At 62.8% G+C, this 21778-nt stretch carries 20 protein-coding genes; 15 read left to right on the top strand and 5 right to left on the bottom strand.

The window, feature by feature from the left end; genetic code table 11:
- Positions 1 to 276 precede the first annotated feature (276 nt).
- The 8 genes from AAEZ08_RS04260 (at position 277) to AAEZ08_RS04295 (ending at position 7410) form a co-directional block, all read left to right on the top strand.
- On the top strand, positions 277 to 993 hold the full coding sequence (locus AAEZ08_RS04260; protein ID WP_500123784.1) for an AzlC family ABC transporter permease: 717 nt from the start codon (positions 277 to 279) through the stop codon (positions 991 to 993).
- On the top strand, positions 983 to 1291 hold the full coding sequence (locus AAEZ08_RS04265) for an AzlD family protein (RefSeq protein ID WP_003282651.1): 309 nt from the start codon (positions 983 to 985) through the stop codon (positions 1289 to 1291). The genes AAEZ08_RS04260 and AAEZ08_RS04265 overlap by 11 nt, the downstream gene beginning before the upstream one ends.
- Positions 1292 to 1675: 384 nt before the next feature.
- Positions 1676 to 2491: an NAD-dependent epimerase/dehydratase family protein gene (locus AAEZ08_RS04270; RefSeq protein ID WP_500123785.1), complete on the top strand. Its 816-nt coding sequence runs from the start codon at positions 1676 to 1678 to the stop codon at positions 2489 to 2491.
- 41 nt (positions 2492 to 2532) lie between these two features.
- Positions 2533 to 3423, top strand: coding sequence for an SMP-30/gluconolactonase/LRE family protein (locus tag AAEZ08_RS04275; RefSeq protein WP_500123786.1), 891 nt, complete (start codon positions 2533 to 2535; stop codon positions 3421 to 3423).
- 80 nt (positions 3424 to 3503) lie between these two features.
- Positions 3504 to 4475 (top strand): TRAP transporter substrate-binding protein, encoded by a 972-nt coding sequence (locus AAEZ08_RS04280; protein WP_191122404.1) that lies wholly within the window; start codon positions 3504 to 3506, stop codon positions 4473 to 4475.
- Between the two features lie 58 nt (positions 4476 to 4533).
- Positions 4534 to 5061, top strand: a complete 528-nt coding sequence (locus AAEZ08_RS04285; protein WP_500123787.1) for a TRAP transporter small permease — start codon at positions 4534 to 4536, stop codon at positions 5059 to 5061.
- On the top strand, positions 5061 to 6341 hold the full coding sequence (locus AAEZ08_RS04290) for a TRAP transporter large permease (protein ID WP_500123788.1): 1281 nt from the start codon (positions 5061 to 5063) through the stop codon (positions 6339 to 6341). Before AAEZ08_RS04285 ends, AAEZ08_RS04290 begins: the two co-directional genes overlap by 1 nt.
- Before the next feature lie 163 nt (positions 6342 to 6504).
- Positions 6505 to 7410: an EamA family transporter gene (locus tag AAEZ08_RS04295; RefSeq protein WP_427702196.1), complete on the top strand. Its 906-nt coding sequence runs from the start codon at positions 6505 to 6507 to the stop codon at positions 7408 to 7410.
- 42 nt (positions 7411 to 7452) lie between these two features.
- Here the strand turns inward: AAEZ08_RS04295 and AAEZ08_RS04300 are convergent, their stop codons facing one another.
- The 3 genes from AAEZ08_RS04300 to AAEZ08_RS04310 form a co-directional block, all read right to left on the bottom strand.
- Positions 7453 to 8208, bottom strand: a complete 756-nt coding sequence (locus tag AAEZ08_RS04300; protein ID WP_279648115.1) for a FadR/GntR family transcriptional regulator — start codon at positions 8206 to 8208, stop codon at positions 7453 to 7455.
- Positions 8209 to 8314: 106 nt separating this feature from the next.
- Entirely contained in the window at positions 8315 to 9916 is a 1602-nt protein-coding gene (treF, locus tag AAEZ08_RS04305; protein ID WP_500123789.1) for an alpha,alpha-trehalase TreF, read from the bottom strand.
- Positions 9913 to 10680, bottom strand: a complete 768-nt coding sequence (locus AAEZ08_RS04310) for an SDR family NAD(P)-dependent oxidoreductase (protein WP_102819924.1) — start codon at positions 10678 to 10680, stop codon at positions 9913 to 9915. The genes treF and AAEZ08_RS04310 overlap by 4 nt, the downstream gene beginning before the upstream one ends.
- Positions 10681 to 10884: 204 nt before the next feature.
- On the opposite strand from AAEZ08_RS04310, the gene rarD reads away from it, so the two are divergent.
- A complete protein-coding gene (rarD, locus tag AAEZ08_RS04315; RefSeq protein WP_003282661.1) occupies positions 10885 to 11775 on the top strand; it encodes an EamA family transporter RarD in 891 nt (296 codons plus the stop codon).
- A gap of 16 nt (positions 11776 to 11791) precedes the next feature.
- Here the strand turns inward: rarD and AAEZ08_RS04320 are convergent, their stop codons facing one another.
- Positions 11792 to 12316 (bottom strand): glycine cleavage system transcriptional repressor, encoded by a 525-nt coding sequence (locus tag AAEZ08_RS04320; RefSeq protein ID WP_003282662.1) that lies wholly within the window; start codon positions 12314 to 12316, stop codon positions 11792 to 11794.
- Between the two features lie 229 nt (positions 12317 to 12545).
- Between AAEZ08_RS04320 and AAEZ08_RS04325 the strand changes: the two genes are divergently transcribed.
- The 6 genes from AAEZ08_RS04325 (at position 12546) to AAEZ08_RS04350 (ending at position 20948) form a co-directional block, all read left to right on the top strand.
- Positions 12546 to 14726 carry a malate synthase G gene (locus AAEZ08_RS04325; protein WP_500123790.1) on the top strand — a complete coding sequence of 727 codons (2181 nt, stop codon included), beginning with the start codon at positions 12546 to 12548 and terminating at the stop codon, positions 14724 to 14726.
- A gap of 200 nt (positions 14727 to 14926) precedes the next feature.
- Positions 14927 to 16549, top strand: coding sequence for a methyl-accepting chemotaxis protein (locus AAEZ08_RS04330; protein WP_500123791.1), 1623 nt, complete (start codon positions 14927 to 14929; stop codon positions 16547 to 16549).
- A gap of 19 nt (positions 16550 to 16568) precedes the next feature.
- Complete coding sequence (locus AAEZ08_RS04335) at positions 16569 to 17708, top strand: porin family protein (RefSeq protein ID WP_003282666.1); 1140 nt, start codon at positions 16569 to 16571, stop codon at positions 17706 to 17708.
- Positions 17709 to 17719: 11 nt separating this feature from the next.
- Positions 17720 to 18124, top strand: coding sequence for a hypothetical protein (locus tag AAEZ08_RS04340; protein WP_003282667.1), 405 nt, complete (start codon positions 17720 to 17722; stop codon positions 18122 to 18124).
- Between the two features lie 185 nt (positions 18125 to 18309).
- Positions 18310 to 20244 (top strand): putative nucleotidyltransferase substrate binding domain-containing protein, encoded by a 1935-nt coding sequence (locus tag AAEZ08_RS04345; RefSeq protein WP_003282668.1) that lies wholly within the window; start codon positions 18310 to 18312, stop codon positions 20242 to 20244.
- Positions 20241 to 20948: a 3'-5' exonuclease gene (locus AAEZ08_RS04350; RefSeq protein ID WP_003282669.1), complete on the top strand. Its 708-nt coding sequence runs from the start codon at positions 20241 to 20243 to the stop codon at positions 20946 to 20948. Before AAEZ08_RS04345 ends, AAEZ08_RS04350 begins: the two co-directional genes overlap by 4 nt.
- A gap of 223 nt (positions 20949 to 21171) precedes the next feature.
- On the opposite strand, the gene AAEZ08_RS04355 is transcribed toward AAEZ08_RS04350, so the two are convergent.
- Positions 21172 to 21690 carry a hypothetical protein gene (locus AAEZ08_RS04355; RefSeq protein ID WP_003282670.1) on the bottom strand — a complete coding sequence of 173 codons (519 nt, stop codon included), beginning with the start codon at positions 21688 to 21690 and terminating at the stop codon, positions 21172 to 21174.
- Positions 21691 to 21778: the final 88 nt, after the last annotated feature.

A 21778-nucleotide genomic window follows, 5' to 3' on the forward strand; every position in this document is an offset into this window, starting at 1 on the left:
TTCTGCTGCGACCGGCAGCTTCTGGAGTCAGCAGCCCGTCACAGCTGCAATATCAGAAGCGGACAACACCCTCTATAGCATTGGTGGTGGCTGGCAAGGCGCAGCGTCGATAGGCCGAAGCCTTCATTGTCCTCTGCGCCATCGACTGCTCGAACGAATCTGTACCGCCCGATCCGACGCCAACTGCGCTGTTCCGTTGCGGTAACACGCCCTAATCTGGCCGGCTGGACATTGAATGACGTCGTCGATCCGGCGCTGCCACTGGAGGACTCATGCATGACTGACGCAGATAGCGAGCTGCATCATTTCGACCGGCGCATGGTCTGGGCCGGTTTTCGCCAGCTCGCGCCGATTTCAATCTTCGTCACCCTGTTCGGCGCCGCCTTCGGCCTCGCCGCGGTGCAGACCGGGCTGGACGATTCGGTGATTTTGGCGATGAGCGCGCTGGTGTTTGCCGGCGCCTCGCAGTTCGCCGCGCTGGAGCTGTGGGGCACGCAGGTGCCGCTGTTCACCCTGATGATCACGGTGTTTGCCATCAACGCCCGCCACCTGCTGATGGGCGCCACGCTCTACCCCTGGTTGCGCCAGCTGTCGCCGGGCAGGCGCTACGGGGTGATGCTGATCGCCTCGGACGCCAACTGGGCGATGGCCATGCAGGCCTTCAACCACAACCGCCCGGGATTCGGCCTGCTGCTCGGTGGTGGCCTGGCGCTCTGGTCGTTCTGGGTGGTCGGCAGTTGGCTGGGTATCCATTTCGGCAGTGCCGTCAGTGATCCTAAGCGCCTGGGCCTGGACATGGTGATGGGCTGCTTTCTGCTGGCAATGGTGGTGGGCGGCGAAAAGAACCTGCGCATGCTGGTGATCTGGAGCGTTGCCGCCGGCGCCTCGCTGCTCGCCTTTCGTTACCTGCCGGAGAACAGCCACGTGGTGGTGGGCGCGCTGGCCGGCGGCGCAACCGGGCTGCTGTGGAAGGAGAAAGCACGTGAATCTTGATGCGACGGGCGCCGGCGCGCTGATCGTGGTGCTGGTCATGGCGCTGGTGACGCTGGCGACGCGCTGGGGCGGCGTCTTCGTCATGACCTTCGTGCCCATCGGCGACCGAGCCAGACAGTTCATCACCGCCATGTCCGGTTCGGTTCTGGTGGCGATCGTCGCGCCGATGGCATGGCAGGGCGACAGCGGCGCCCGACTGGCGCTCTTGGCCACGGCAGTGACCATGCTGGTGCTGAAGAAGCCGCTGCCGGCGATTGCCGCCGGTATCCTCGCCGCGGCGCTGGTCAGGCAGTTCTGAACAGCAGCGGCCAATCGCGGCCGCTCAGGGTGCCCGCCCGGCAGTATCCATAAGCAGTCATTACGGTGTGTGCCGGCAGCGCTTCGCCATCGAACTGGCCGCGCACCGCCATCGCTGTGCACCCGCCTCACCGGCAAGTCATCATACAACTGCCGTTAACGTCGTTGACGCCTTCCCGGGCTCATCAGTCGAAGGCGCCGCTCCATTGGAGCCCTCTGTCGCAGCGCTTTCACCAGGTCAACTCACAGCAAGTGGCGCTGAGGAGCGATATATCTCATCAAATACGACTTTAAGCGTGTTGACATTCACACAACCAGATGCTGATATTTAGCACATGTCATATGACAACAGATGACTTCAAGAACAATAACGACAGGCACCCCGATGACTACCACTCCGACACCCCCATTCGGCCGTCTTCTGCTCACCGGAGCGGCAGGCGGCCTTGGTAAGGTCTTACGCGAAAAGCTGCAGCCCTACGCCCGCATCATCCGATTGTCCGATATAGCGCCGATGGCCCCGGCAGCCGGCGAGCATGAGGAAGTCATGCCCTGCGACCTCGCCGACAAGGCGGCCGTGCATGCCCTGTGCGAAGGTGTCGACGCCATCGCCCACTTCGGCGGCGTCTCCGTTGAGCGACCGTTCGAAGAAATCCTCGACGCCAATATCCGCGGCACCTTCCACATCTACGAAGCAGCCCGCCTGCACGGCATCAAGCGTGTGGTCTTCGCCAGTTCCAACCACGTGATCGGCTTCTACCCGCAGACCGAAACCCTGGATGCCCACGCACCACGCCGCCCGGATGGCTACTACGGCCTGTCCAAGTCCTACGGCGAGGACATGGCGAATTTCTACCACGATCGCTACGGCATCGAGACCGTCAGCATCCGCATCGGCTCCTCGTTTCCCGAGCCTGCCAACCGCCGGATGATGAGCACCTGGCTCAGTTTCCGCGACCTCACCGAGCTGATGCGCTGCGCGCTGTTCACGCCAGCGGTCGGTCATACCGTGGTCTACGGCATGTCCGCCAACCGTGACGTGTGGTGGGACAACCATCTCGCGGCGCACTTGGGCTTCCAAGCGCAGGACAGCTCCGAAGCGTTCCGCGACAAGGTCGAGCAGCAACCGCCGTACGGCGCTGACGACCCGGCTGGCATCTACCAGGGCGGCGCCTTCGTCGCGGCCGGCCCCTTCGACTGATCGATCACCTTCGCCCGCGTACAAAAACAAAGAGAAACGCAATGGCCAGTGAAGCTGAACTCATCGCCGACCTGCGCTGCGCCACCGGCGAAAGCCCGGTCTGGGTCGCTGCCGAACAGGCGCTGTATTGGGTCGACATCCCCAATCGCGAACTGCTGCGCTGGAACGCTGCCGACCGCCAGGTTTCCCGCTGGCAGGGCGAGCAGATGCTGGCCTGCATCGCGCGCCACGGCGATGGCTGGGTGGCCGGCATGGAGAGCGGCTTCTTCGCCCTGCAGACGCGCCCGGACGGCCGACTCGACAGCCGCGCGCTGGCGGCCATCGAGCACCAGCTGGCCGATATGCGCATGAACGATGGCCGCTGTGATCGCCAGGGCCGTTTCTGGGCCGGCAGCATGGCGCTGGACATGGCCGCCGGGCACCCGGTCGGCGCGCTCTACCGGCTGGATGACGATGCCAACGATGCACCACTGCGGCCGCAGCTCGACGGTTTCATCGTGCCCAACGGTCTGGCCTTCAGCCCTGACGGACGAACCATGTACCTGTCCGATTCGCACCCCAGCGTGCAGAAGATCTGGGCCTTCGATTACGACACGGACAGCGGCACGCCGAGCGGCCGACGCCTGTTCGTCGACATGCTCGACCATCCGGGCCGACCCGACGGCGCCGCGGTGGATGCCGACGGCTGCTACTGGATCTGCGGCAACGACGCCGGGCTGATCCACCGTTTCACCCCGGATGGCCGCCTGGACCGCTCGCTCGCGGTACCGGTGAAGAAACCGACCATGTGCGCGTTCGGCGGCTCGCGTTTGGACACTCTGTTCGTCACCTCGATCCGCCCCGGCGGCGATCTGAGCGACCAGCCGCTGGCCGGTGGCGTCTTCGCCCTGAACCCAGGCGTCACCGGACTGGAGGAACCCGCTTTCAGTTGACTCACCAGGGAAGGGCCGCTGCGTGCCCAACCTCGCTTCTCGCAACGCTGCACACCAACAAAAACAAGATGGAGAGTGTCATGAACCTCAAACGCAAGTTGCTCGTTACCGCCCTACCCTTCGCCTTCTGCGTCAGCGGGCTGGCACATGCCATGACGCTGAAGATTGCCGAGATCCACCCGGCCGGCTACCCCACGGTGGTCGCGCAGGAGAACATGGGCAAGAAGATCGCCGAAGCCACCAAGGGCGAACTGGATTACCGCATGTTCGCCGGCGGTGTTCTCGGCTCGGAAAAGGAAGTGGTCGAGCAGGTGCAGCTCGGCGCGGTACAGATGACCCGCGTCAGCCTCGGCACCCTCGGACCGGTGGTCCCGGACGTCAACGTGTTCAACATGCCGTTCGTGTTCCGCGACCATGAACACATGCGCAAGGTCATCGATGGCGACATCGGCCAGGAGATCCTCGACAAGATCACCAACTCCGAATTCAACATGGTCGGCCTGGCCTGGATGGATGGCGGCGTGCGCAACCTCTACACCAAGGAGCCGGTACGCAGTCTGGAAGACCTCAAGGGCATGAAGATCCGCGTGATCGGCAACCCGATGTTCATCGAAACCTTCAACGCCCTGGGCGCCAGCGGTATCGCCATGGACACCGGCGAGATCTTCAGCGCATTGCAGAGCGGCGTGATCGACGGTGCCGAGAACAACCCGCCGACCATGCTTGAGCACAACCACTTCCGCAACGCCAAGTACTACAGCCTGACCGGCCATCTGATCCTGCCCGAGCCGATCGTGATCTCCAAGACCACCTGGAACAAGCTCAGCGCCGAACAGCAGGACCTGGTGAAGAAGTTCGCCAAGGAAGCGCAGTTCGAAGAGCGCAAGTTGTGGGACGAGAAGTCCGCCGCCAGCGAAGCCAAGCTCAAGGAAGCCGGGGTCGAGTTCATCGAAATCGACAAGAAACCCTTCTTCGACGCCACCGCGCCGATCCGCGAGAAGTACGGCGCGCCATACGCCGAACTGATCAAGCGCATCGAAGCCGTTCAGTAATCCTCGTGCAAGCGCATCGCGGCGGCCCGTGCCGACGCGGTGCAACCGGTGGACTCTCATGAAAAACCTGGTTCTGGGCGTCAATGACGCCATCTATCGCACCTGCGTCATCGTCGCGGCCACGGCGATCGTGATCATGGCGACGATCATTCCCTGGGGCGTGTTCAGCCGTTACGCACTGGGCCAGGGCCTCGGCTGGCCCGAGCCCATCGCCATCCTGCTGATGGTGCTGTTCACCTTCGTCGGTGCCGCCGCCAGCTACCGCGCCGGCGCACACATGGCCGTACAGGTGCTCAGCGATCGCCTGCCGCCCATGGCTCAGCCGTTTCTCACCCTGTTCGTACGCCTGGCGATGGCCGCCATCAGCCTGTTCATGCTGATCTGGGGCTACAAGCTGTGCGTCGCCACCTGGAACCAGTACCTCAGCACCCTGACCTGGATGCGCGTGGGCATCAGCTATGCGCCGATCCCCCTGGGCGGCTTCATCACCCTGCTGTTCGTCATCGAGCAACTGCTGTACGGCGACCAGAGCAAGCGCCGGGTCGTCGATTACGAAGCCCGCGAAGAGTCCAAGGAGTCCGTGTAATGGATGCCGTCGTCCTGTTGGGCAGCTTCATCGTCCTCATTCTGCTACGCGTTCCGGTGGCCTATTCCCTCGGGTTGGCCACTCTGGCCGGCGCCTGGTGGATCGACATTCCCCTGCACGCCGTGATGATCCAGATCGCCGGCGGCGTGAACAAATTCTCCCTGCTGGCCATCCCCTTCTTCGTCCTGGCCGGCGCGATCATGGCCGAAGGCGGCATGGCCCGGCGCCTGGTCGCCTTCGCCGGAGTGCTGGTCGGCTTCGTCCGCGGTGGCCTGTCACTGGTCAACATCACCGCCTCGACCTTCTTCGGCGCCATCTCCGGCTCATCCCTGGCGGACACCGCCTCGGTCGGCTCGGTGCTGATCCCCGAGATGGAAAAGAAGGGCTACCCGCGGGAGTTCTCCACCGCGGTGACCATCTCTGGATCGGTGCAGGCACTGCTGACCCCACCCAGCCACAACTCGGTGATCTATTCGCTGGCCGCCGGCGGCACGGTGTCGATCGCCGCGCTGTTCGTCGCCGGCATCGGGCCGGGCCTTCTGCTCAGCGCCACCATGGCGACCCTGTGCCTGTTCTTCGCCCGCAAGCGCAACTACCCCAAGGGCGAAGTGGTACCGCTGCGCCAGACGCTGAAGATCTGCGTCGAGGCACTCTGGGGCCTGATGACCATGGTCATCATCCTCGGCGGCATACTCTCCGGTGTGTTCACCGCCACCGAGTCCGCCGCGGTGGCGGTGGTCTGGGCCTTCTTCGTCACCATGTTCATCTACCGCGACTACAAGTGGCGCGAACTACCGCGGATGCTGCACCGCACGGTGCGCACTCTGTCGATCGTGATGATTCTGATCGCTTTCGCCGCCAGCTTCGGCTACATCATGACCCTGATGCAGATTCCCTTGAAGATCACCACCGCGTTCCTGACGCTGTCAGACAATCGCTACGTGATCCTCATGTGCATCAACTTCATGCTGCTGGTGCTGGGCACGCTGATGGACATGGCGCCGCTGATCCTGATCCTCACGCCGATCCTTCTGCCGGTAGTCGTTTCCTTCGGCGTCGACCCGGTGCACTTCGGCATGATCATGCTGGTCAACCTCGGGATCGGACTGATTACCCCGCCGGTAGGTGCGGTACTCTTCGTCGGTGCCGCCATTGGCAAGGTCACCATCGAGAACACGGTGAAGGCGCTGCTGCCGTTCTACGCCGCGCTGTTCGCGGTGCTGATGGCCGTGACCTATATACCGATGATTTCGCTGTGGCTGCCGAGCGTAGTGCTCTGAAAGCAGTCAGACAGGGAACGAGGACGCCGCCCACCCGGGCGGCGTTTTACTTTGCCAACCGGCGAATTCACGGGCCGGGCATGCATTGGCCGCCGCTTACGGAGGCAAGCCCGTAACCGAACGCAACGCATTCTGTACAGGGTCTCAGAGGACTGGTTTATCCATGCAAACTGCCACGCCATTTCCACGCCACATCGCTGTACTGGTCCTGGCCACTCTGGCCTGCTCGTTCGCTGCCAACCATATCGCCGCGCGGATCGCCTTCGATCACGGCACCGGCCTGTTGCTGGCCATGCTCTGCCGCGCCGGCGTGACCCTGCTGGCGCTGGCCGCGCTGGTGTTCTGGCGTCGTGAATCGCTGCGCCTGAGCCCGGCCACCTGGCGCTGGCAGATTCTGCTGGGCCTGCTGATCGCGGTGCAGAGCTTCTGCATCTATTCGGCTGTGGCGCGCATTCCTGTGGCGCTGGCGCTGCTGGTGGTGAACCTGTCGCCGATTCTGCTGGCGCTGCTCACCTGGGCGCTCGGTGGGCCGCGGCCGACCCGCCAGGCACTGGCGATCATGGGCCTGATCCTGTTCGGCCTGGTGCTGGTTCTGGATGTTCCGGGGCGCCTGTTCAGCAGCGCGGCACCGGATGGCCAGTGGACCGCGGGGATCCTGTTCAGCCTGACCGCTGCCGCGGTATTCGCGGTGGCGCTGTGGGTCACCGAGCACAAGCTGTCGAGCATGGCCGGTTCAGTGCGCAGCATGCTGACGCTGATAGTGGTATTCACCGCCTCCGCGCTGCTCGGCGCCAGCGACCTGATTCCGGGCGGTCTGGGCCTGCCCACCGCCACCGTCGGCTGGATCGCCCTCGCCTGCCTGGTGCTGCTCTACGGCGCGGCCTTCTCGACCCTGTTCATCTGCATGCCGCGGCTGAACATCGCCCGCAATGCGCCGGTGATGAACATGGAGCCGGTGGCCGGCATGGTATTGGGCTGGCTGATACTCGGTCAGGTGCTCGGTGCCACGCAGGTGGTCGGCGGCCTGATCGTGGTCGGCGGTATCGTCCTGTTGGCGTACCGCCGCTAGGATCTGTCGACGTTCCCGGCGCCAGCCGCGCCGGGGCGCCGATCAGCTTTGCAGCACTTCCGCTTCGGCGCTTTCGTGGGCCTGACGCAGCCGCTCACGGCTGTTGGTCAAGTGCAGACGCATGGCTGCCCGCGCGGATTCCGGGTCCTGCCGCTCGATGGCCTCGTAGATCTGCTCATGCTCGCGGCCCAGACGCGCCTGGTAGTGCTGCTGATCGTCATGGGCCAGCCGCGCGGAATTGACCCGACTGCGCGGAATCAACGTGGTGCCGAGATGGCTCATGATGTCGGTGAAGTAGCGGTTGCCGGTGGCTTCGGCGATCTGCAGATGGAATTGGAAATCCGATGACACCGCATCGCTGGAGTGCGCCGCGCTCTGGTTGAGCTGATCGAGAAAGGCGCGCATCGCTGCCAGCTGCTCGGGCGAGCGACGCTGTGCGGCCAGTCCGGCCGATTCCACTTCAAGACTGATGCGCAGCTCGAGAATCGCCAGTAGATCACGCAAGGTGCCGATGGTCGCCGGGTCGATGCGCAGCCCCGTGGTGCTCGGCGTGTCCAGCACGAAGGTGCCGATGCCGTGCCGCGTTTCCACCAGCCCCGAGGCCTGCAGCCGCGAGATCGCCTCGCGCACCACCGTGCGACTCACGCCCTGCGCCTGCATGATGGCGGACTCGGTCGGCAGCTTGTCGCCACGCTTCATCAGGCCGTCGCGGATCTGCTGCGACAGCTCGGCCACCAGCTCCTGAGCAAGGCTGCGGTGTTTACGACGGGCGCGGGGCTGGGCGCTCTGGTTATCCATGACGACGATCTCTGAGAAGCGGAAGCAGTCGTCATCATAGCCCAGCAGTTGTACGATAACTATTGATCCAACGCAGCGGCGCTGAAAACAGCGCCGCGATACGGTTCTAACCCACTCGGCAATGGCCGGCGCGACAGCGGTTGGCCTGGTGGCTGGGATCTTCCTGCATCAGCTTGCGGGTCACGCCGTTAGTCCAGCCGAAGCCATCCTGCAATGGGTATTCCCCGCCACCGGCATGCTCCGTGCAGGGCCGCAGCACGTACTTTTCCATCAGCTTGCTTTCGCGCTCGAACAGGTGGCTGACGATGGTCAGCCAGCGCTGTTCAATGTCCAGCGCCAGCTCATCGTGACCGTAATGCTGCAGTCCGCGAATACCGATCCACTGCAGCGGCGCCCAGCCATTGGGCCGATCCCACTGCTCGCCACTGCCGCTGATCTCGGTGGTGGCCAGGCCGCCTGGAGCCAACAGACGCTCGCGCACGGTTGCGGCCACCGCGGCAGCCTGCTCCGTGCTTGCCATGCGCACGAACAGCGGCGCCAGCGTTGCGGCGGTGAGGTTGTCGCGCTGCCGCCCACGTTGCCAGTCATAGTCGAAGTACGCCTTGGCGCGCGGGTTCCACAGGTAGTGGTCGATGGCGCTTAGCCGGGTTCTGGCACGACGGGCAAAATCTTCGGCGCAGGCCTGCTGGCCCTTTACCGCCGACAGCTCGGCGATCTGTCGCTCCAGCTTGTAGAGCAATGCGTTGAGGTCGATCGGCAGGATGCTGGTGGTGCGGATGGTGGCCAACCGGTGGGCATCGTCCAGCCAGCGTGAACTGAAATCCCAACCGGACTCAGCTCCGGCACGCAGGTCGCGATAGACCTCATGGCGTGGCCGGCAGCTGGCGCGCGCGGTCTCGATGTCCTCGAGATAGGACTCCTCGCGCGGCGTGTCTCGCTCGTCCCAGTAGCGGTTGAGCACCACGCCATCGGCCAGGCAGACGCAACGCCGGTGCACCTCGCCAGGGCGCAGCGCATCGGCTCCCTCCATCCAGAAAGCGTATTCCTTGTGCAGCTGCGGCAGGTAATCACTGGCCCGGTACAAGCCGTTTTCCTCGAACAGCTCGGTCATCAGGGAAAACACCGGCGGTTGCGAACGCCCCAGATAGTAGGTGCGGTTGCCGTTGGGTACATGGCCGTAGGTGTCGATCAGATAGGCGAAGTTGTCCGCCATCGAGCGCAACAGGTCGCAATGCCCACTCTCATCCAGGCCGAGCATGGTGAAGTAGGAATCCCAGTAGTACAGCTCGGTGAAGCGCCCACCGGGCACCACATAATCATGCGGCAAGGGCAGCAGCGAGGAATGCTCGGGATGGTCCTGCGGATGACGGGTGAGGATCGGCCAGAGCCGGTCGATATGCTCGGCCAGGCTGTCGTCGGGGTTGGCGACGAACTCCTTGGTCGGCATCTCATAAAGACTGAAATGCTCGTGCACAAAAGCTACGAGGTCGAAGCCCGACTCGGCGCAGCGGGCACGGTAATCCTCGAGGATGGCTTCGGGATGCTGCAGGGGCGCGCAGTCAACGAAAGTTTTGCTGTCAGGAAAGACGCGCTGCATCTGCACCGCGACGAACAACTCCTGATAGCGCTCGGCGGGGGTTAGGGTATCGGCCAGCGAAATGGCGCTGACGTCATGGCTGAACGGCTGACACGGCGGGATATTGGTCATTGTTCGCTGTAATTCCATAGCAGGCCGCCATCGACCACCAAGGTGGCTCCGGTGATGTATTCGGCATCCGGTGAGGCAAGAAAGGCGACAACGCCAGCGATGTCGCGGGGCCGGCCGAGGCGTCCGGCGGGGATGTTCTGCAACAGACTGGCGAGCTTTTCCGGTTGGTTCATCAGTTCGCGGTTGATCGGCGTTTCCACCGCGCCCGGCGCCACGTTGTTCACCGTAATGCCCAACGGCGCGAGCTCGATCGCGATATTGCGCATGAGCATCTTCAGCCCGCCCTTGCTCGCGCAGTAGGCGGTGAAGTTGGGGTGCGGCAATTCCTCGTGCACCGAGCTGTTGTTGATGATCCGCCCGCCGCGGCCCTGCTCGCGTAGATAGCGGGCGAATGCCTGGGAGAGGAAGAACGGCCCGCGCAGATTCACGTCGAGTACCCGGTCGTAGTCGCCTTCCTCGGCGTCGAGAAACGCGGCGTGCGTCTGCACCCCGGCGTTGTTCACCAGGATGTCCAGCCAGCCCATTCGCTCGACGCTCTCGTGCACCAGCCGGCGGCATTGTTCGACCTGGCTGACATCCGCGGCAATAAAGCAGACCCGCCGCCCGACGGCGCGCACCTGTTCAAGACTCGCACGGGCCTCGTCATCTTCTTCGCGACCGTTGATGACCACGTCGGCCCCCTCCTCGGCCAGGCGCACGGCGATGCCGAGGCCGATACCGTGGGTACTGCCGGTGACCAGAGCCACCTGATTCTGCAAGCGCATTGCGACCTCCGTACGCACGTCGCCTGAGTGCGACGCCGTTTCGATTGGCGATGCAGATGAGACGGAGCGAGCCTTCGCGCGTTCCCTAATCTGCTGGATCGGCCCAGCTGGTCGCGTCGCGCATCTACGTTAGCAGCCTAAGCTTTCTCTCCTTCGAGCAAAGGCGCAAAATGACCGGCTCTCCGCTGCTCGTCGAAGGACGTCATGGCTACCGCCAATCTGCGCAAGGGTTATCTGCTGGGGCTGGCTACCTTCAGCATCTGGGGCATGTTTCCGCTCTACTTCAAGGCACTTGAGCAATACGGCGCACTTGAGATCGTTACCCAGCGGGTGATCTGGTCGGCGGTATTCGGCTCGCTGGTGCTGCTGGTCTGGCGCCACCCCGGCTGGTGGCGCGAACTGCTGGCGCACCCGCGACGGCTTGGCGTACTCGGCATATCCAGCGTGCTGATCGCCGCCAACTGGCTGATCTACGTCTGGGCGGTGAACCACGACCGGATGGTCGAGGCGAGCCTGGGCTACTACATCAATCCGCTGGTCAACGTGCTGCTCGGCATGATCGTGCTGCGCGAGCGGCTGCGCCCACTGCAGTGGCTGGCGGTGGCGATGGCCACCGTCGGTGTCAGCCTGCAGCTGCTGATGCTCGGCGAATTCCCGTGGATTTCCATCGTGCTGGCGCTGAGCTTCGGCAGCTACGGGCTGCTGCGCAAGCTGGCACCGGTGGCCGCGTTGCCCGGGCTGGTGGTGGAAACCTGGCTGTTGCTACCAATAGCGCTGGTCTGGCTGTTCTGGTTCAGCAGCGGCACCAGTACCGAACCTGCGTTCTGGACCAGCACCGACGCACTCTGGCTGATGGCCGCAGGACCCGTGACGTTGATCCCGCTGCTCGGCTTCAACGCCGCCGCGCGTCACCTGCCGTATTCGACGCTGGGCTTCCTGCAGTACCTGACGCCGACGCTGCTGCTGATCCTCGCCGTCCAGCTGTTCGGCGAGCCATTCCCGGTCGACCGCCAGCTGGCCTTCTTCTGCATCTGGGCGGGGCTTGCGGTCTACAGCCTGGATGCCTGGCGCGTGATGCGCAAAAGCGCCGGCTGAAAAAGCTGGCGACCGTCTAGGATTTCTCGGCCGGCTGCAGCTTGAGTTCGACCATCAGGTCGTCGGCCAGGGCTTCCAGACGCTGTTGCAGGACTTCCAGCGACAGCTCGCTCGGCACGGCCAGACGCACTTCGGCACGGAACAACAGCTCGCTGCTCATCGGTGCCGGCAACACCTCGGTATCCAGGCTTTCCAGATTGACGCCGTGCGTGGCCAGCAGATGGGTAATGTCGCGCACGATGCCCGGACGATCATTGCCGACCAGCTCCAGCTGGATTTCCTGCCAGCTCTCTACCGGCTCCGTACCGCTGTGCGCCAGCAACACGCGGATGCCTTGCGCTTGCAGCCCCTCTAGTGCGGCGGTCAGCTCTCCATGTGCCTGTTGCGGCACGGCCACCCGCAGGATGCCGGCGAACTGTCCGGCCATGCGCGACATGCGGCTCTCCAGCCAGTTGCCGCCGTGATCGGCGATGCACTTGGCCAGTCGTTCGACCAGACCTGGCTGGTCTTCGGCAATGACGGTGAGAACGAGGTGATCCATGGACGGCTCCTGTGCTGGGAATTCGCTTACGAGGTAGCGACGGCCCATTAGGTATAGCAGGCAGTCGCCTCTGTGGCAGTCTGCAGCGCCCTCGCCCAGCGTCGCAAGGCCGAAACGACCGGCTCTTTCGGCGGACTGATTTTCCCCGGCGCTTCATGTAGTATCCGGCGACTCGGACTACAAGAAACGAGACTGTCCGTCGAATTAGAAGAACCAAGTGAGGCGAGTAATGACTGAGCGCGTTCAAGTCGGTGGCCTGCAGGTCGCCAAAGTCCTGTACGACTTCGTGAACAACGAAGCGATTCCCGGTACCGGCGTCGATGCCGCTGCCTTCTGGGCCGGCGCCGACAGCGTCATCCACGACCTGGCGCCGAAGAACCGCGCGCTGCTGGCCAAGCGCGACGAGCTGCAGGCGCAGATCGATGCCTGGCACCAGGCCCGCGCCGGTCAGACCCACGACGCCGTGGCGTACAAGAGTTTCCTGCAGGAAATCGGCTACCTGCTGCCGGAGGCCGAAGACTTCAAGGCCACCACCGAGAACGTTGACGAAGAAATCGCCCGCATGGCCGGCCCGCAGCTGGTGGTGCCGATCATGAACGCGCGCTTCGCCCTGAACGCCGCCAACGCCCGCTGGGGCTCGCTGTACGACGCGCTCTACGGCACCGACGCGATCTCCGAAGAAGACGGCGCCACCAAGGGCCCGGGCTACAACGAGATCCGCGGCAACAAGGTCATCGCCTACGCGCGCAACTTCCTCAATGAAGCCGCACCGCTGGAAACCGGCTCCCACATCGACTCCACCGGCTACCGCATCGAAGGCGGCAAGCTGGTCGTTTCGCTCAAAGACGGCAGCACCACCGGCCTGAAGAACCCGGCCCAGCTGCAAGGCTTCCAGGGCGAAGCCAGCGCACCGATCGCTGTGCTGCTGAAGAACAACGGCATTCACTTCGAGATCCAGATCGACCCGGCCAGCCCGATCGGCCAGACCGACGCGGCCGGCGTGAAGGACATCCTGATGGAATCGGCGCTGACCACCATCATGGACTGCGAAGACTCCATCGCCGCCGTCGACGCCGACGACAAGACCATCGTCTATCGCAACTGGCTCGGCCTGATGAAGGGCGACCTGGTTGAGGAGCTGGAAAAGGGCGGCAAGCGCATCACCCGCGCGATGAACCCGGACCGCGTCTACACCAAGGCCGACGGCAACGGCGAGCTGACCCTGCATGGCCGCTCCCTGCTGTTCATCCGTAACGTCGGTCACCTGATGACCAACGATGCCATCCTCGACAAGGAAGGCAACGAGGTGCCGGAAGGCATCATGGACGGCCTGTTCACCAGCCTGATCGCGGTGCACAACCTCAACGGCAACACCAGCCGCAAGAACACTCGCACCGGCTCGATGTACATCGTCAAGCCGAAGATGCACGGCCCGGAAGAAGTGGCCTTCGCCACCGAGCTGTTCGGCCGCGTCGAGGACGTCCTCGGTCTGCCGCGCAACACCCTCAAGGTCGGCATCATGGACGAGGAGCGTCGTACCACGATCAACCTCAAGGCCTGCATCAAGGAAGCGCGCGAGCGCGTGGTGTTCATCAACACCGGCTTCCTCGACCGCACCGGTGACGAAATCCACACCTCCATGGAAGCCGGCCCGATGGTGCGCAAGGCGGCCATGAAGGCCGAGAAGTGGATCGGCGCCTACGAGAACAACAACGTCGACGTGGGTCTGGCGTGCGGTCTGCAGGGCAAGGCGCAGATCGGCAAGGGCATGTGGGCCATGCCTGACCTGATGGCCGCGATGCTCGAGCAGAAGGTCGGCCACCCCATGGCCGGTGCCAACACCGCGTGGGTACCGTCGCCAACCGCAGCCACCCTGCACGCCATGCACTACCACAAGATCGACGTGCAGGCGCGTCAGGTCGAACTGGCCAAGCGCGAAAAAGCTTCCATCGACGACATCCTCACCATCCCGCTGGCGCAAGACACCAACTGGAGCGAGGAAGAGAAACAGAACGAGCTGGACAACAACTCGCAGGGCATCCTCGGCTACATGGTCCGCTGGGTCGAACAGGGCGTCGGTTGCTCCAAGGTGCCGGACATCAACGACATCGCACTGATGGAAGACCGCGCTACCCTGCGTATCTCCAGCCAGCACGTAGCCAACTGGATGCGTCATGGCGTCGTTACCAAGGATCAGGTGCTCGCAAGCCTCAAGCGCATGGCGCCGGTGGTTGACCGTCAGAACGAAGGTGACCCGCTGTACCGCCCGATGGCGCCGGAGTTCGACAACAGCGTGGCCTTCCAGGCCGCCCTGGAGCTGGTCCTCGAAGGCACCAAGCAGCCCAACGGCTACACCGAGCCGGTCCTGCACCGTCGTCGCCGCGAGTTCAAGGCCAAGAACGACCTGTAACGCTCAGCCTGGCTGCAAACGAACCGCCCTACGGGGCGGTTTTTTTATCGTCCGAATCCGCTCAACGGCGCTCAAGTTCGGCATGCGACAACCGATACCGTGACCGTGATAACAAATCGAGTCACACTGTTTTCCGATAGATGGCATGTCGCCACCATGTGTCATCCCGTAGTATTCGCCGCCCGCCGTGAAGTCGCTGCATGTTCAAGAATCTCTCGTTGACCGCCAAGCTTTCGTTGGTGCCCGCCGTCGCACTGCTCGGGCTGATCGTCTATGTCGGCTATACCTCGCTGCAGCTGTCGGCGACCGATTCTCGGCTGCAAATGCTTGAAAGCCAGAGCTACCCGACACTGGAAAAGGCCGATGCGGTGATCTTTCAGTTTTCACGCATTCCAGGGCTGCTGAACAACGCTGTTGCGGCGGGCGAAGCGGGCATTCTCGGCGAAGCGCGCGACGTGCTGAGCGAGATAGATGCGCAACAGCAGGCGCTGGCGACGCTTCTCAGTGGCCAACCTCAACGCCGACAGGCGCTCGATAGCTGGCGCAATGCGGTGAAGGGCTACGCCGACAATGCCCTCAGCGCCTCTGCAAAGCTGATCGATGGCAGCGCCTCGTTTGATGACCTGCGACCGAGCCTGGATCGCATGGCTAGTGACCTGGCGCAGGCGCAGAAGCTTGGCAGCGACTTCCGTGCGCAGGCTTACGAGGATTTCCAGCAGACCCTGGTAGAGACCCGCGAAGCCAACGCCGACACCACGCGGTTGGGCATTATCCTCAGTCTGGTGCTGGTCGTGCTGGTCAGCCTTGGCGCCTGGCTGGTGATTCGCAGTGTGATGGTCAACATCCGCGGCGTGATCACTTCATTGCAGTCAATCGCTCGCGGCGATGGTGATCTGACGCAACGCGTAAACGTCCAATCCAACGACGAAATCGGCGCGATGATCGAGCTGTTCAACGGTTTCCTCGACAAACTTCAACGCACCATTCGCCAGATCATCGACGCGGCGAGCCCGCTCGGCCAGGTATCGAAAGAACTCTACAACCTGACCCAGGGCTCGGAAGAAAACGCCAAGTCGCAACAGCACCACACCGACTCGATCACCCGCGACATCCTCACCATGACCGGCAGCATTCAGGAAGTGGCGCAGCGCTCGCAGCAGGCTTCCGACGAGGCCAACTCCGCAGCGCGCCAGGCCGCCACCGCACGTGAGCATGTCGGCAGCCTGTCGACCGGCATCAGTGACCTGGGTGACAGCGTGATGGGCGCGGTCAAGGCCATGGAACAGCTCGAGGAAGAAACCCAAGAAGTCGGTTCGGTACTGACCGTGATCCGCAGCATCGCCGAGCAGACCAATCTGTTGGCACTCAACGCCGCCATCGAAGCCGCCCGCGCTGGCGAGCAAGGCCGCGGCTTCGCGGTCGTCGCCGATGAGGTGCGCAACCTGGCGCAGAAGACCGCCGCCTCCACCGCCGAGATTCAGCAGATCATCCAGCGCCTGCAGAACAGCGCCAACACCGTACTCAACGTAATGACCAGCAACGGCGAGAAATCCCGCGCCAGCATCGAACGTTCCATCGAGGCTACGCAGCTGCTGGAAGCCATTGCACGCACGGTCAACCAGATCGACGAACTCAACGCCGGCATCGCTCAGTTCACGCAAGAGCAGATCGGCCTGTCGAGTTCAATCCAACAAGAAACTCAAGTGTTGCAGCAGGACGCACAAGCAACCGCTAACGGCGCCGAAGCCACCGCCCGCCTTGGCGAGCAACTGGTGAGTACCGGAGACCACCTGCGCGCGGCCACGGGCCAATTCCGTGTTTAACGATTCTTTGGAGCATCAAATGACTGCATTTCGTGTCGCCGGTCTGGCAGCTGTCTGCCTGGCCGCCACCCCTGCCTTCGCCCTGGAACAGGGTGAACATCGCTTCAACGGTTTTGGTACCGTCGGTTTCACCCACCTGGGCGGCGAAGATGAAGGTCGCAGCTACGGCGGTCAGGGCCAAACCACCGACTCCTGGCGCGGTGATCAGCTGTCCAAGTTCGGCGCTCAACTGAGCTACGGCATCACCGACACCGTCGGCGTGACCGTCCAGGCGACCGCCAAAGCGCAGCAGGACGAGTGGAAAGCCAACCTCGAGTGGGCATACCTGTCGCTGCAGGCCACCGACCAGCTGATGCTCCGTGCCGGCCGCCTGCGCAGCCCGGTGTACATGTATTCCGAAAGCCTCGACGTCGGCTACAGCTATCCGTGGCTGCGTCTGCCTGACGAGGTTTACAGCCAGGTGCAGGTCACCAACTACGAAGGCGTCGATGCGGTCTACACCGTGCCGCTGTCGTACGGTTCGGTGACTTTCCAGGTCGCTGGCGGTCAGGCGAAGAACCGTGACTACTACGCATACGACGAGCAGTTCGATATCGACTACGGCAACCTCTTCGGCGCCAGCATCAGCCTGGCCACCAACGATTTCGGCATGCTGCGCATCGGCTATGTCGAGGCGGATATCAAGACGGATATCAGCGGTACGGTGGACGTCGGCGGCGGCGTAATGCTGCCACTGAGCCTGCTGGAACTGAACAAGGAGAAAGGCAAGTTCACCTCGATCGGCTACCAGTACGACAACGGCACCTGGGTCAGCAGCAATGAGTGGACCTCGCGCATGATCGAGAACGATGACATGGAATCCATCGACTCGTTCTACCTGATGGGCGGCCGTCGTTTCGGTGATTTCCTGCCGCACCTGACCTACGCACAGCTGGACGACAACGGTGGCCGTCAGAGCTCCTGGACCCTGGGCCTGAACTATCAGGCAGCGCCGACCGTAGTGGTAAAGGGCGAGTACAAGCGCGTCGACACCAAGAACGGTTATGACGGCGTCTTCACCCGCAATGCGCAGGAAGTGTTCGAAAATGCCGTAGGCATTGCTCCCGCCCGCAACTACGACGGCGACATCGTTTCCGTCGGCGTTGATTTCGTATTCTGAGGAGCGTCCCGATGAGAGCATCCATTCGCATCCTTTGCGGCACCGCGCTGATCAGCATGGTTTCCCTGGCTCAGGCCGAGGTTGCCGTGATCGGCAATCCCGGCGCAGCCAAGGCGCCATCGCAATCCGAAGTTGCCAACATTTTCCTGGGCAAGGACAAGTCCATGAAAGGCGTCGATCAGGCCGGCTGGAATCCTACCAAGGAAGCCTTCTATGCAGGCGTCACCAACAAGAACGAGTCGCAGCTCAAGTCTTATTGGTCCGGGCTGATCTTCACCGGTAAGGGTCAGCCGCTGCCCAGCGTCGCTGACGACGCCGCAGTGGTGGCCAAGGTCGCCGCCGAAGCCGATGCCGTCGGTTACGTCGACAGCTCGGCGGTAAACGGTTCGGTCAAGGTGCTTTTCACCCTGCCCTAAGCGAAATGACGAAACAAAGGAGCCGGCCCCAGTGGCCGGCTTTTTCATGTCTCAAATTCCCCGCAACAGCGCGAAACATGAGGCTGACCTTGATCAGCTCCCCCGCCCCTTGAGGTGACTAGACTTACGTCCAATTGGGTCCGAACGACCTGCAGCCCACCATTAACAAAAAATGGAAGCCGACCATGAGCACACCCGACGCCTTCTCCCAGGCTGGGAAGACGGCAGTACTGCAGAACATCCATGGCACCATGGAATTCCTGCGCAAGTACGCCCCGTTCAACCAGATGGAGCCGGCCCACCTCGCGTATCTGGTGGAGAACTGTGAGCTGCGCTTCTATGCCGAAGGCGACTGCATCATTTCACCCGATGACGGGGTCGTGCAGCACTTCTACATCGTCAAGCAGGGCCGCGTGCATGGTCAGCGCCCGCATACCGCGAAACGCGGTACCGACACCACGTTCGAAGTCATCGTCGGCGAATGCTTTCCGATGGCCGCTCTCATGGGTGAGCGAGCTACCCGGACAGCGCACCTCGCTGCGGATGACACCTTTTGCTTCCTGCTGAACAAGCCCGCGTTCGTCAAACTGGTCTCCACCTCGGCCGTGTTTCGCGACTTCGCCATTCGCGGCGTCAGCAGCCTGCTCGACCTGGTCAACCAGCAGGCCCAGATGCGTGCCGTAGAGAGTCTCGGCGAGCAGTACTCTCTGGAAACCAGCATCGGCGAGTTGGCGCTGCATCACCCCGTGTCCTGCCTGCCCAGCCGGCCGCTCAACGAGGCCGTGGCGATGATGCAGGACGAGAACGTCGGCAGCATCGTGATCGTCGACGAGGCTCTGCATCCGCAAGGCATCTTCACGCTGCGCGATCTTCGGCGCGCCATTGGCACAGGCACTACCGACCTGAGCCAGCCAATATCGCAGTTCATGACCCACGACCCCTTCTACCTGCCGCCGGATGCCACTGCCTTCGACGCCGCCATCGCCATGACCGAACGGCATATAGCCCACGTCTGCGTGGTGGAAAACGGCCTGCTGCAGGGCGTGATTTCAGAGCGTGATCTGTTTTCTCTGCAGCGCGTGGACCTGGTGCATCTAGCACAGACCATTCGCCATGCCGACCGGGTCGATGCGCTGGTGGTCATCCGCAGCCGCATCACCCAGCTGGTCGACAACATGCTCGCCCACGGCGCCTCATCGACCCAGATCACGCGCATCGTCACCCTGCTCAACGATCACACCGTATGCCGGGTGATCGAACTGGCGATCGAGCGTATGGGCGACCCAGGCATTCCGTTCACCTGGCTGTGCTTCGGCAGCGAAGGCCGCCAGGAGCAGACGCTTCACACCGATCAGGACAATGGCATTCTCTTCGAGGCCACCGACGCCGCCGACGCCGCCCATATCCGCGGCCGCTTGCTGCCCCTGGCCGAGCGCATCAATCGCGACCTCGATACCTGCGGCTTCACCCTGTGCAAGGGCAACATCATGGCCAGCAACCCGCAGCTGTGCCTGTCGCGCCAGGAGTGGAGCCGCCGCTTCAGCTCGTTCATCCGCGAGGCGACGCCGGAGAATCTGCTCGGCAGCACCATCTATTTTGATCTGCGCAGCATCTGGGGACCGTCGGAGGGATGCGAGCAGCTGCGCCGTGATCTGATCGAGGAGATCAACGATAACAGCCTGTTCCAACGCATGATGGCCGACAACGCGCTGCGTCACCGCCCACCGGTGGGTCGTTTCCGCGACTTCGTAGTGGCACGCAAAGGCGAAGGCAAGGACACGCTGGATCTGAAGGTGCAGGGCCTTACCCCCTTCGTCGATGGCGCTCGCCTGCTGGCGCTGAGCAACGGCATCGGCACCTGCAATACCCTTGAGCGCCTGCGCAAGCTGGTGGAGAAAGGCGTAATCGAGGAGAAGGACGGCGCAGCCTACGAAGAGGCCTATCATTTCATCCAGCAGACCCGCATGCAGCATCATCAGCAGCAGGCACGCGATGGACTGCCCTATTCCAACCGCCTGGATCCGGATACGCTCAACGTTCTCGACCGTCGCATCCTGCGCGAATCCTTCCGCCAAGCGCAGCGTTTGCAGGCCAGTCTCGCGGTGCGCTATCAATTATGAGCATGTTCTGGTTCAACCCTCGCGGACCGAAGCTGCCCCCCGAGCAGCAACAGCGTATCGCCGAGCTGCCCAAACCCTGCCTGCCGCAGGCCATCCCGCTTCGCCAGCAACGCATGGTAGTTCTGGATCTGGAAACTACTGGCCTGCACCTCAAGCGCGACCTGGTCATTGCCATCGGCGCGGTCACCATCGAAGACGGTGCCATCAGCTATTCCAAGCAGTTCGAGTGCACGCTTTGTCGCCAGGTCAAGGTCACCGAGAGCGTGCTGATCCATGGCATTGCGCCAAGCGAGTTGGCGACCGGATTACCTCCGGCGGAGGCGCTGCTCAGCTTCATGGAGTTCGCGTCCGACAGCGTCATTCTGGCGTTTCACGCACCCTTCGATCAGCGCATGTTGGCCCGAGCGCTGAAGAACGAACTGGGTTACGCACTGGAGCACACCTTCCTCGACGTAGCCGACCTGGCTCCGATGCTGTTTCCCGAGGCAATGATTCATCGTGGCGGTCTGGACCATTGGCTCGACTACTTCAACATCCACATACCGCAACGCCATAACGCATCTGCCGATGCGATGGCCACCGCAGAGATCGCCCTGATCCTGCTGAACCGCGCCCAACGCATGGGCCTCACCACCACCGACGAACTGGCTCAGCGGCTCAGATGCTGGCAACGCGCACGCAAAGCCGCGTTCAACTCGATCTGAAAGGCGCACTCTTGCGGCAGCCTTTCAAGCTGCGCCTAAAGGTGTAAGGACTAGTCGATCGGTATCGTGAGCCGGTTGATACCGGATGTCAGGCTTCCATTGCGGAGCCGATTGATCCGATGCCCGTAAATAACTGCCGTATACAAGCCAAATGAGCGTCACCATAACGGCGCGCATCGGCTGATACCAATGCGCGGAATCCGCTTGGGGCGCTAGACGGCCATTATCGGCCGGCCCCACATATGGCCTGGTACAGCGGTGAATCTTCCGCCAGCTCGGTCGCCGTCTCGATCTTGGCCTGACCAGCTTCATTCAATCTGAACATCACGTTCTCTGTGCAGAGCATCTGATGAGGACTGCTCTTCACAGTGGACATCAGGTGGTGCTTTTCGAAGCGATACAGAACGAAACGGCCAATCCGCCCCCTGTCCGTATCTTGGATCTGCGCACTTGCGCCATCCAGCACGACATAGGCCAACGGCATCGGAAATGCCATGGTCCAAGGCCGCCACAACATTTCACCCTCTTCACTTGAAACAACCACGGACCCTTCCGGAAGGCGCAATTGCGTGGTCTCAAACCAGGTGTATTCGTAATGGATCGTGTAAGCCAGCATACCCAGACCGGCGAACACTGGAATGATCCACTTCGGCAGCCGCTTACGCGTCAGGGAGCGCAGCAGCAACCCAATACCCGCGCCCGCCACACCAGCGACGGCTGCCGCGATCAGATGCCAGAACATATATATCCCCCTCAAAAAAATCGGGCTTCCAAATGGAAGCCCGACTTCTACTTCAACCTCGTGCCAGAGCAGGTCTGACGTCTGGTTG

Source organism: Pseudomonas sp. E45-MNA-CIBAN-0222 (assembly GCF_040310405.1).
In the GTDB taxonomy this organism is placed as follows: Bacteria; Pseudomonadota; Gammaproteobacteria; order Pseudomonadales; family Pseudomonadaceae; genus Stutzerimonas; species Stutzerimonas stutzeri_AC.

Bases quoted from the DNA above. Each gene is read 5' to 3' on its own strand.
- AAEZ08_RS04350 (WP_003282669.1), top strand. From the start codon at position 20,241: ATGAGCATGTTCTGGTTCAACCCTCGCGGACCGAAGCTGCCCCCCGAG.
- treF (WP_500123789.1), bottom strand. From the start codon at position 9,916: ATGACCAATATCCCGCCGTGTCAGCCGTTCAGCCATGACGTCAGCGCC.
- AAEZ08_RS04275 (WP_500123786.1), top strand. From the start codon at position 2,533: ATGGCCAGTGAAGCTGAACTCATCGCCGACCTGCGCTGCGCCACCGGC.
- AAEZ08_RS04330 (WP_500123791.1), top strand. From the start codon at position 14,927: ATGTTCAAGAATCTCTCGTTGACCGCCAAGCTTTCGTTGGTGCCCGCC.
- AAEZ08_RS04325 (WP_500123790.1), top strand. From the start codon at position 12,546: ATGACTGAGCGCGTTCAAGTCGGTGGCCTGCAGGTCGCCAAAGTCCTG.
- AAEZ08_RS04340 (WP_003282667.1), top strand. From the start codon at position 17,720: ATGAGAGCATCCATTCGCATCCTTTGCGGCACCGCGCTGATCAGCATG.
- AAEZ08_RS04300 (WP_279648115.1), bottom strand. From the start codon at position 8,208: ATGGATAACCAGAGCGCCCAGCCCCGCGCCCGTCGTAAACACCGCAGC.
- AAEZ08_RS04345 (WP_003282668.1), top strand. From the start codon at position 18,310: ATGAGCACACCCGACGCCTTCTCCCAGGCTGGGAAGACGGCAGTACTG.
- AAEZ08_RS04270 (WP_500123785.1), top strand. From the start codon at position 1,676: ATGACTACCACTCCGACACCCCCATTCGGCCGTCTTCTGCTCACCGGA.
- AAEZ08_RS04310 (WP_102819924.1), bottom strand. From the start codon at position 10,680: ATGCGCTTGCAGAATCAGGTGGCTCTGGTCACCGGCAGTACCCACGGT.
- AAEZ08_RS04285 (WP_500123787.1), top strand. From the start codon at position 4,534: ATGAAAAACCTGGTTCTGGGCGTCAATGACGCCATCTATCGCACCTGC.
- AAEZ08_RS04260 (WP_500123784.1), top strand. From the start codon at position 277: ATGACTGACGCAGATAGCGAGCTGCATCATTTCGACCGGCGCATGGTC.
- AAEZ08_RS04295 (WP_427702196.1), top strand. From the start codon at position 6,505: ATGCAAACTGCCACGCCATTTCCACGCCACATCGCTGTACTGGTCCTG.
- AAEZ08_RS04335 (WP_003282666.1), top strand. From the start codon at position 16,569: ATGACTGCATTTCGTGTCGCCGGTCTGGCAGCTGTCTGCCTGGCCGCC.
- AAEZ08_RS04280 (WP_191122404.1), top strand. From the start codon at position 3,504: ATGAACCTCAAACGCAAGTTGCTCGTTACCGCCCTACCCTTCGCCTTC.
- AAEZ08_RS04290 (WP_500123788.1), top strand. From the start codon at position 5,061: ATGGATGCCGTCGTCCTGTTGGGCAGCTTCATCGTCCTCATTCTGCTA.
- rarD (WP_003282661.1), top strand. From the start codon at position 10,885: ATGGCTACCGCCAATCTGCGCAAGGGTTATCTGCTGGGGCTGGCTACC.
- AAEZ08_RS04320 (WP_003282662.1), bottom strand. From the start codon at position 12,316: ATGGATCACCTCGTTCTCACCGTCATTGCCGAAGACCAGCCAGGTCTG.
- AAEZ08_RS04355 (WP_003282670.1), bottom strand. From the start codon at position 21,690: ATGTTCTGGCATCTGATCGCGGCAGCCGTCGCTGGTGTGGCGGGCGCG.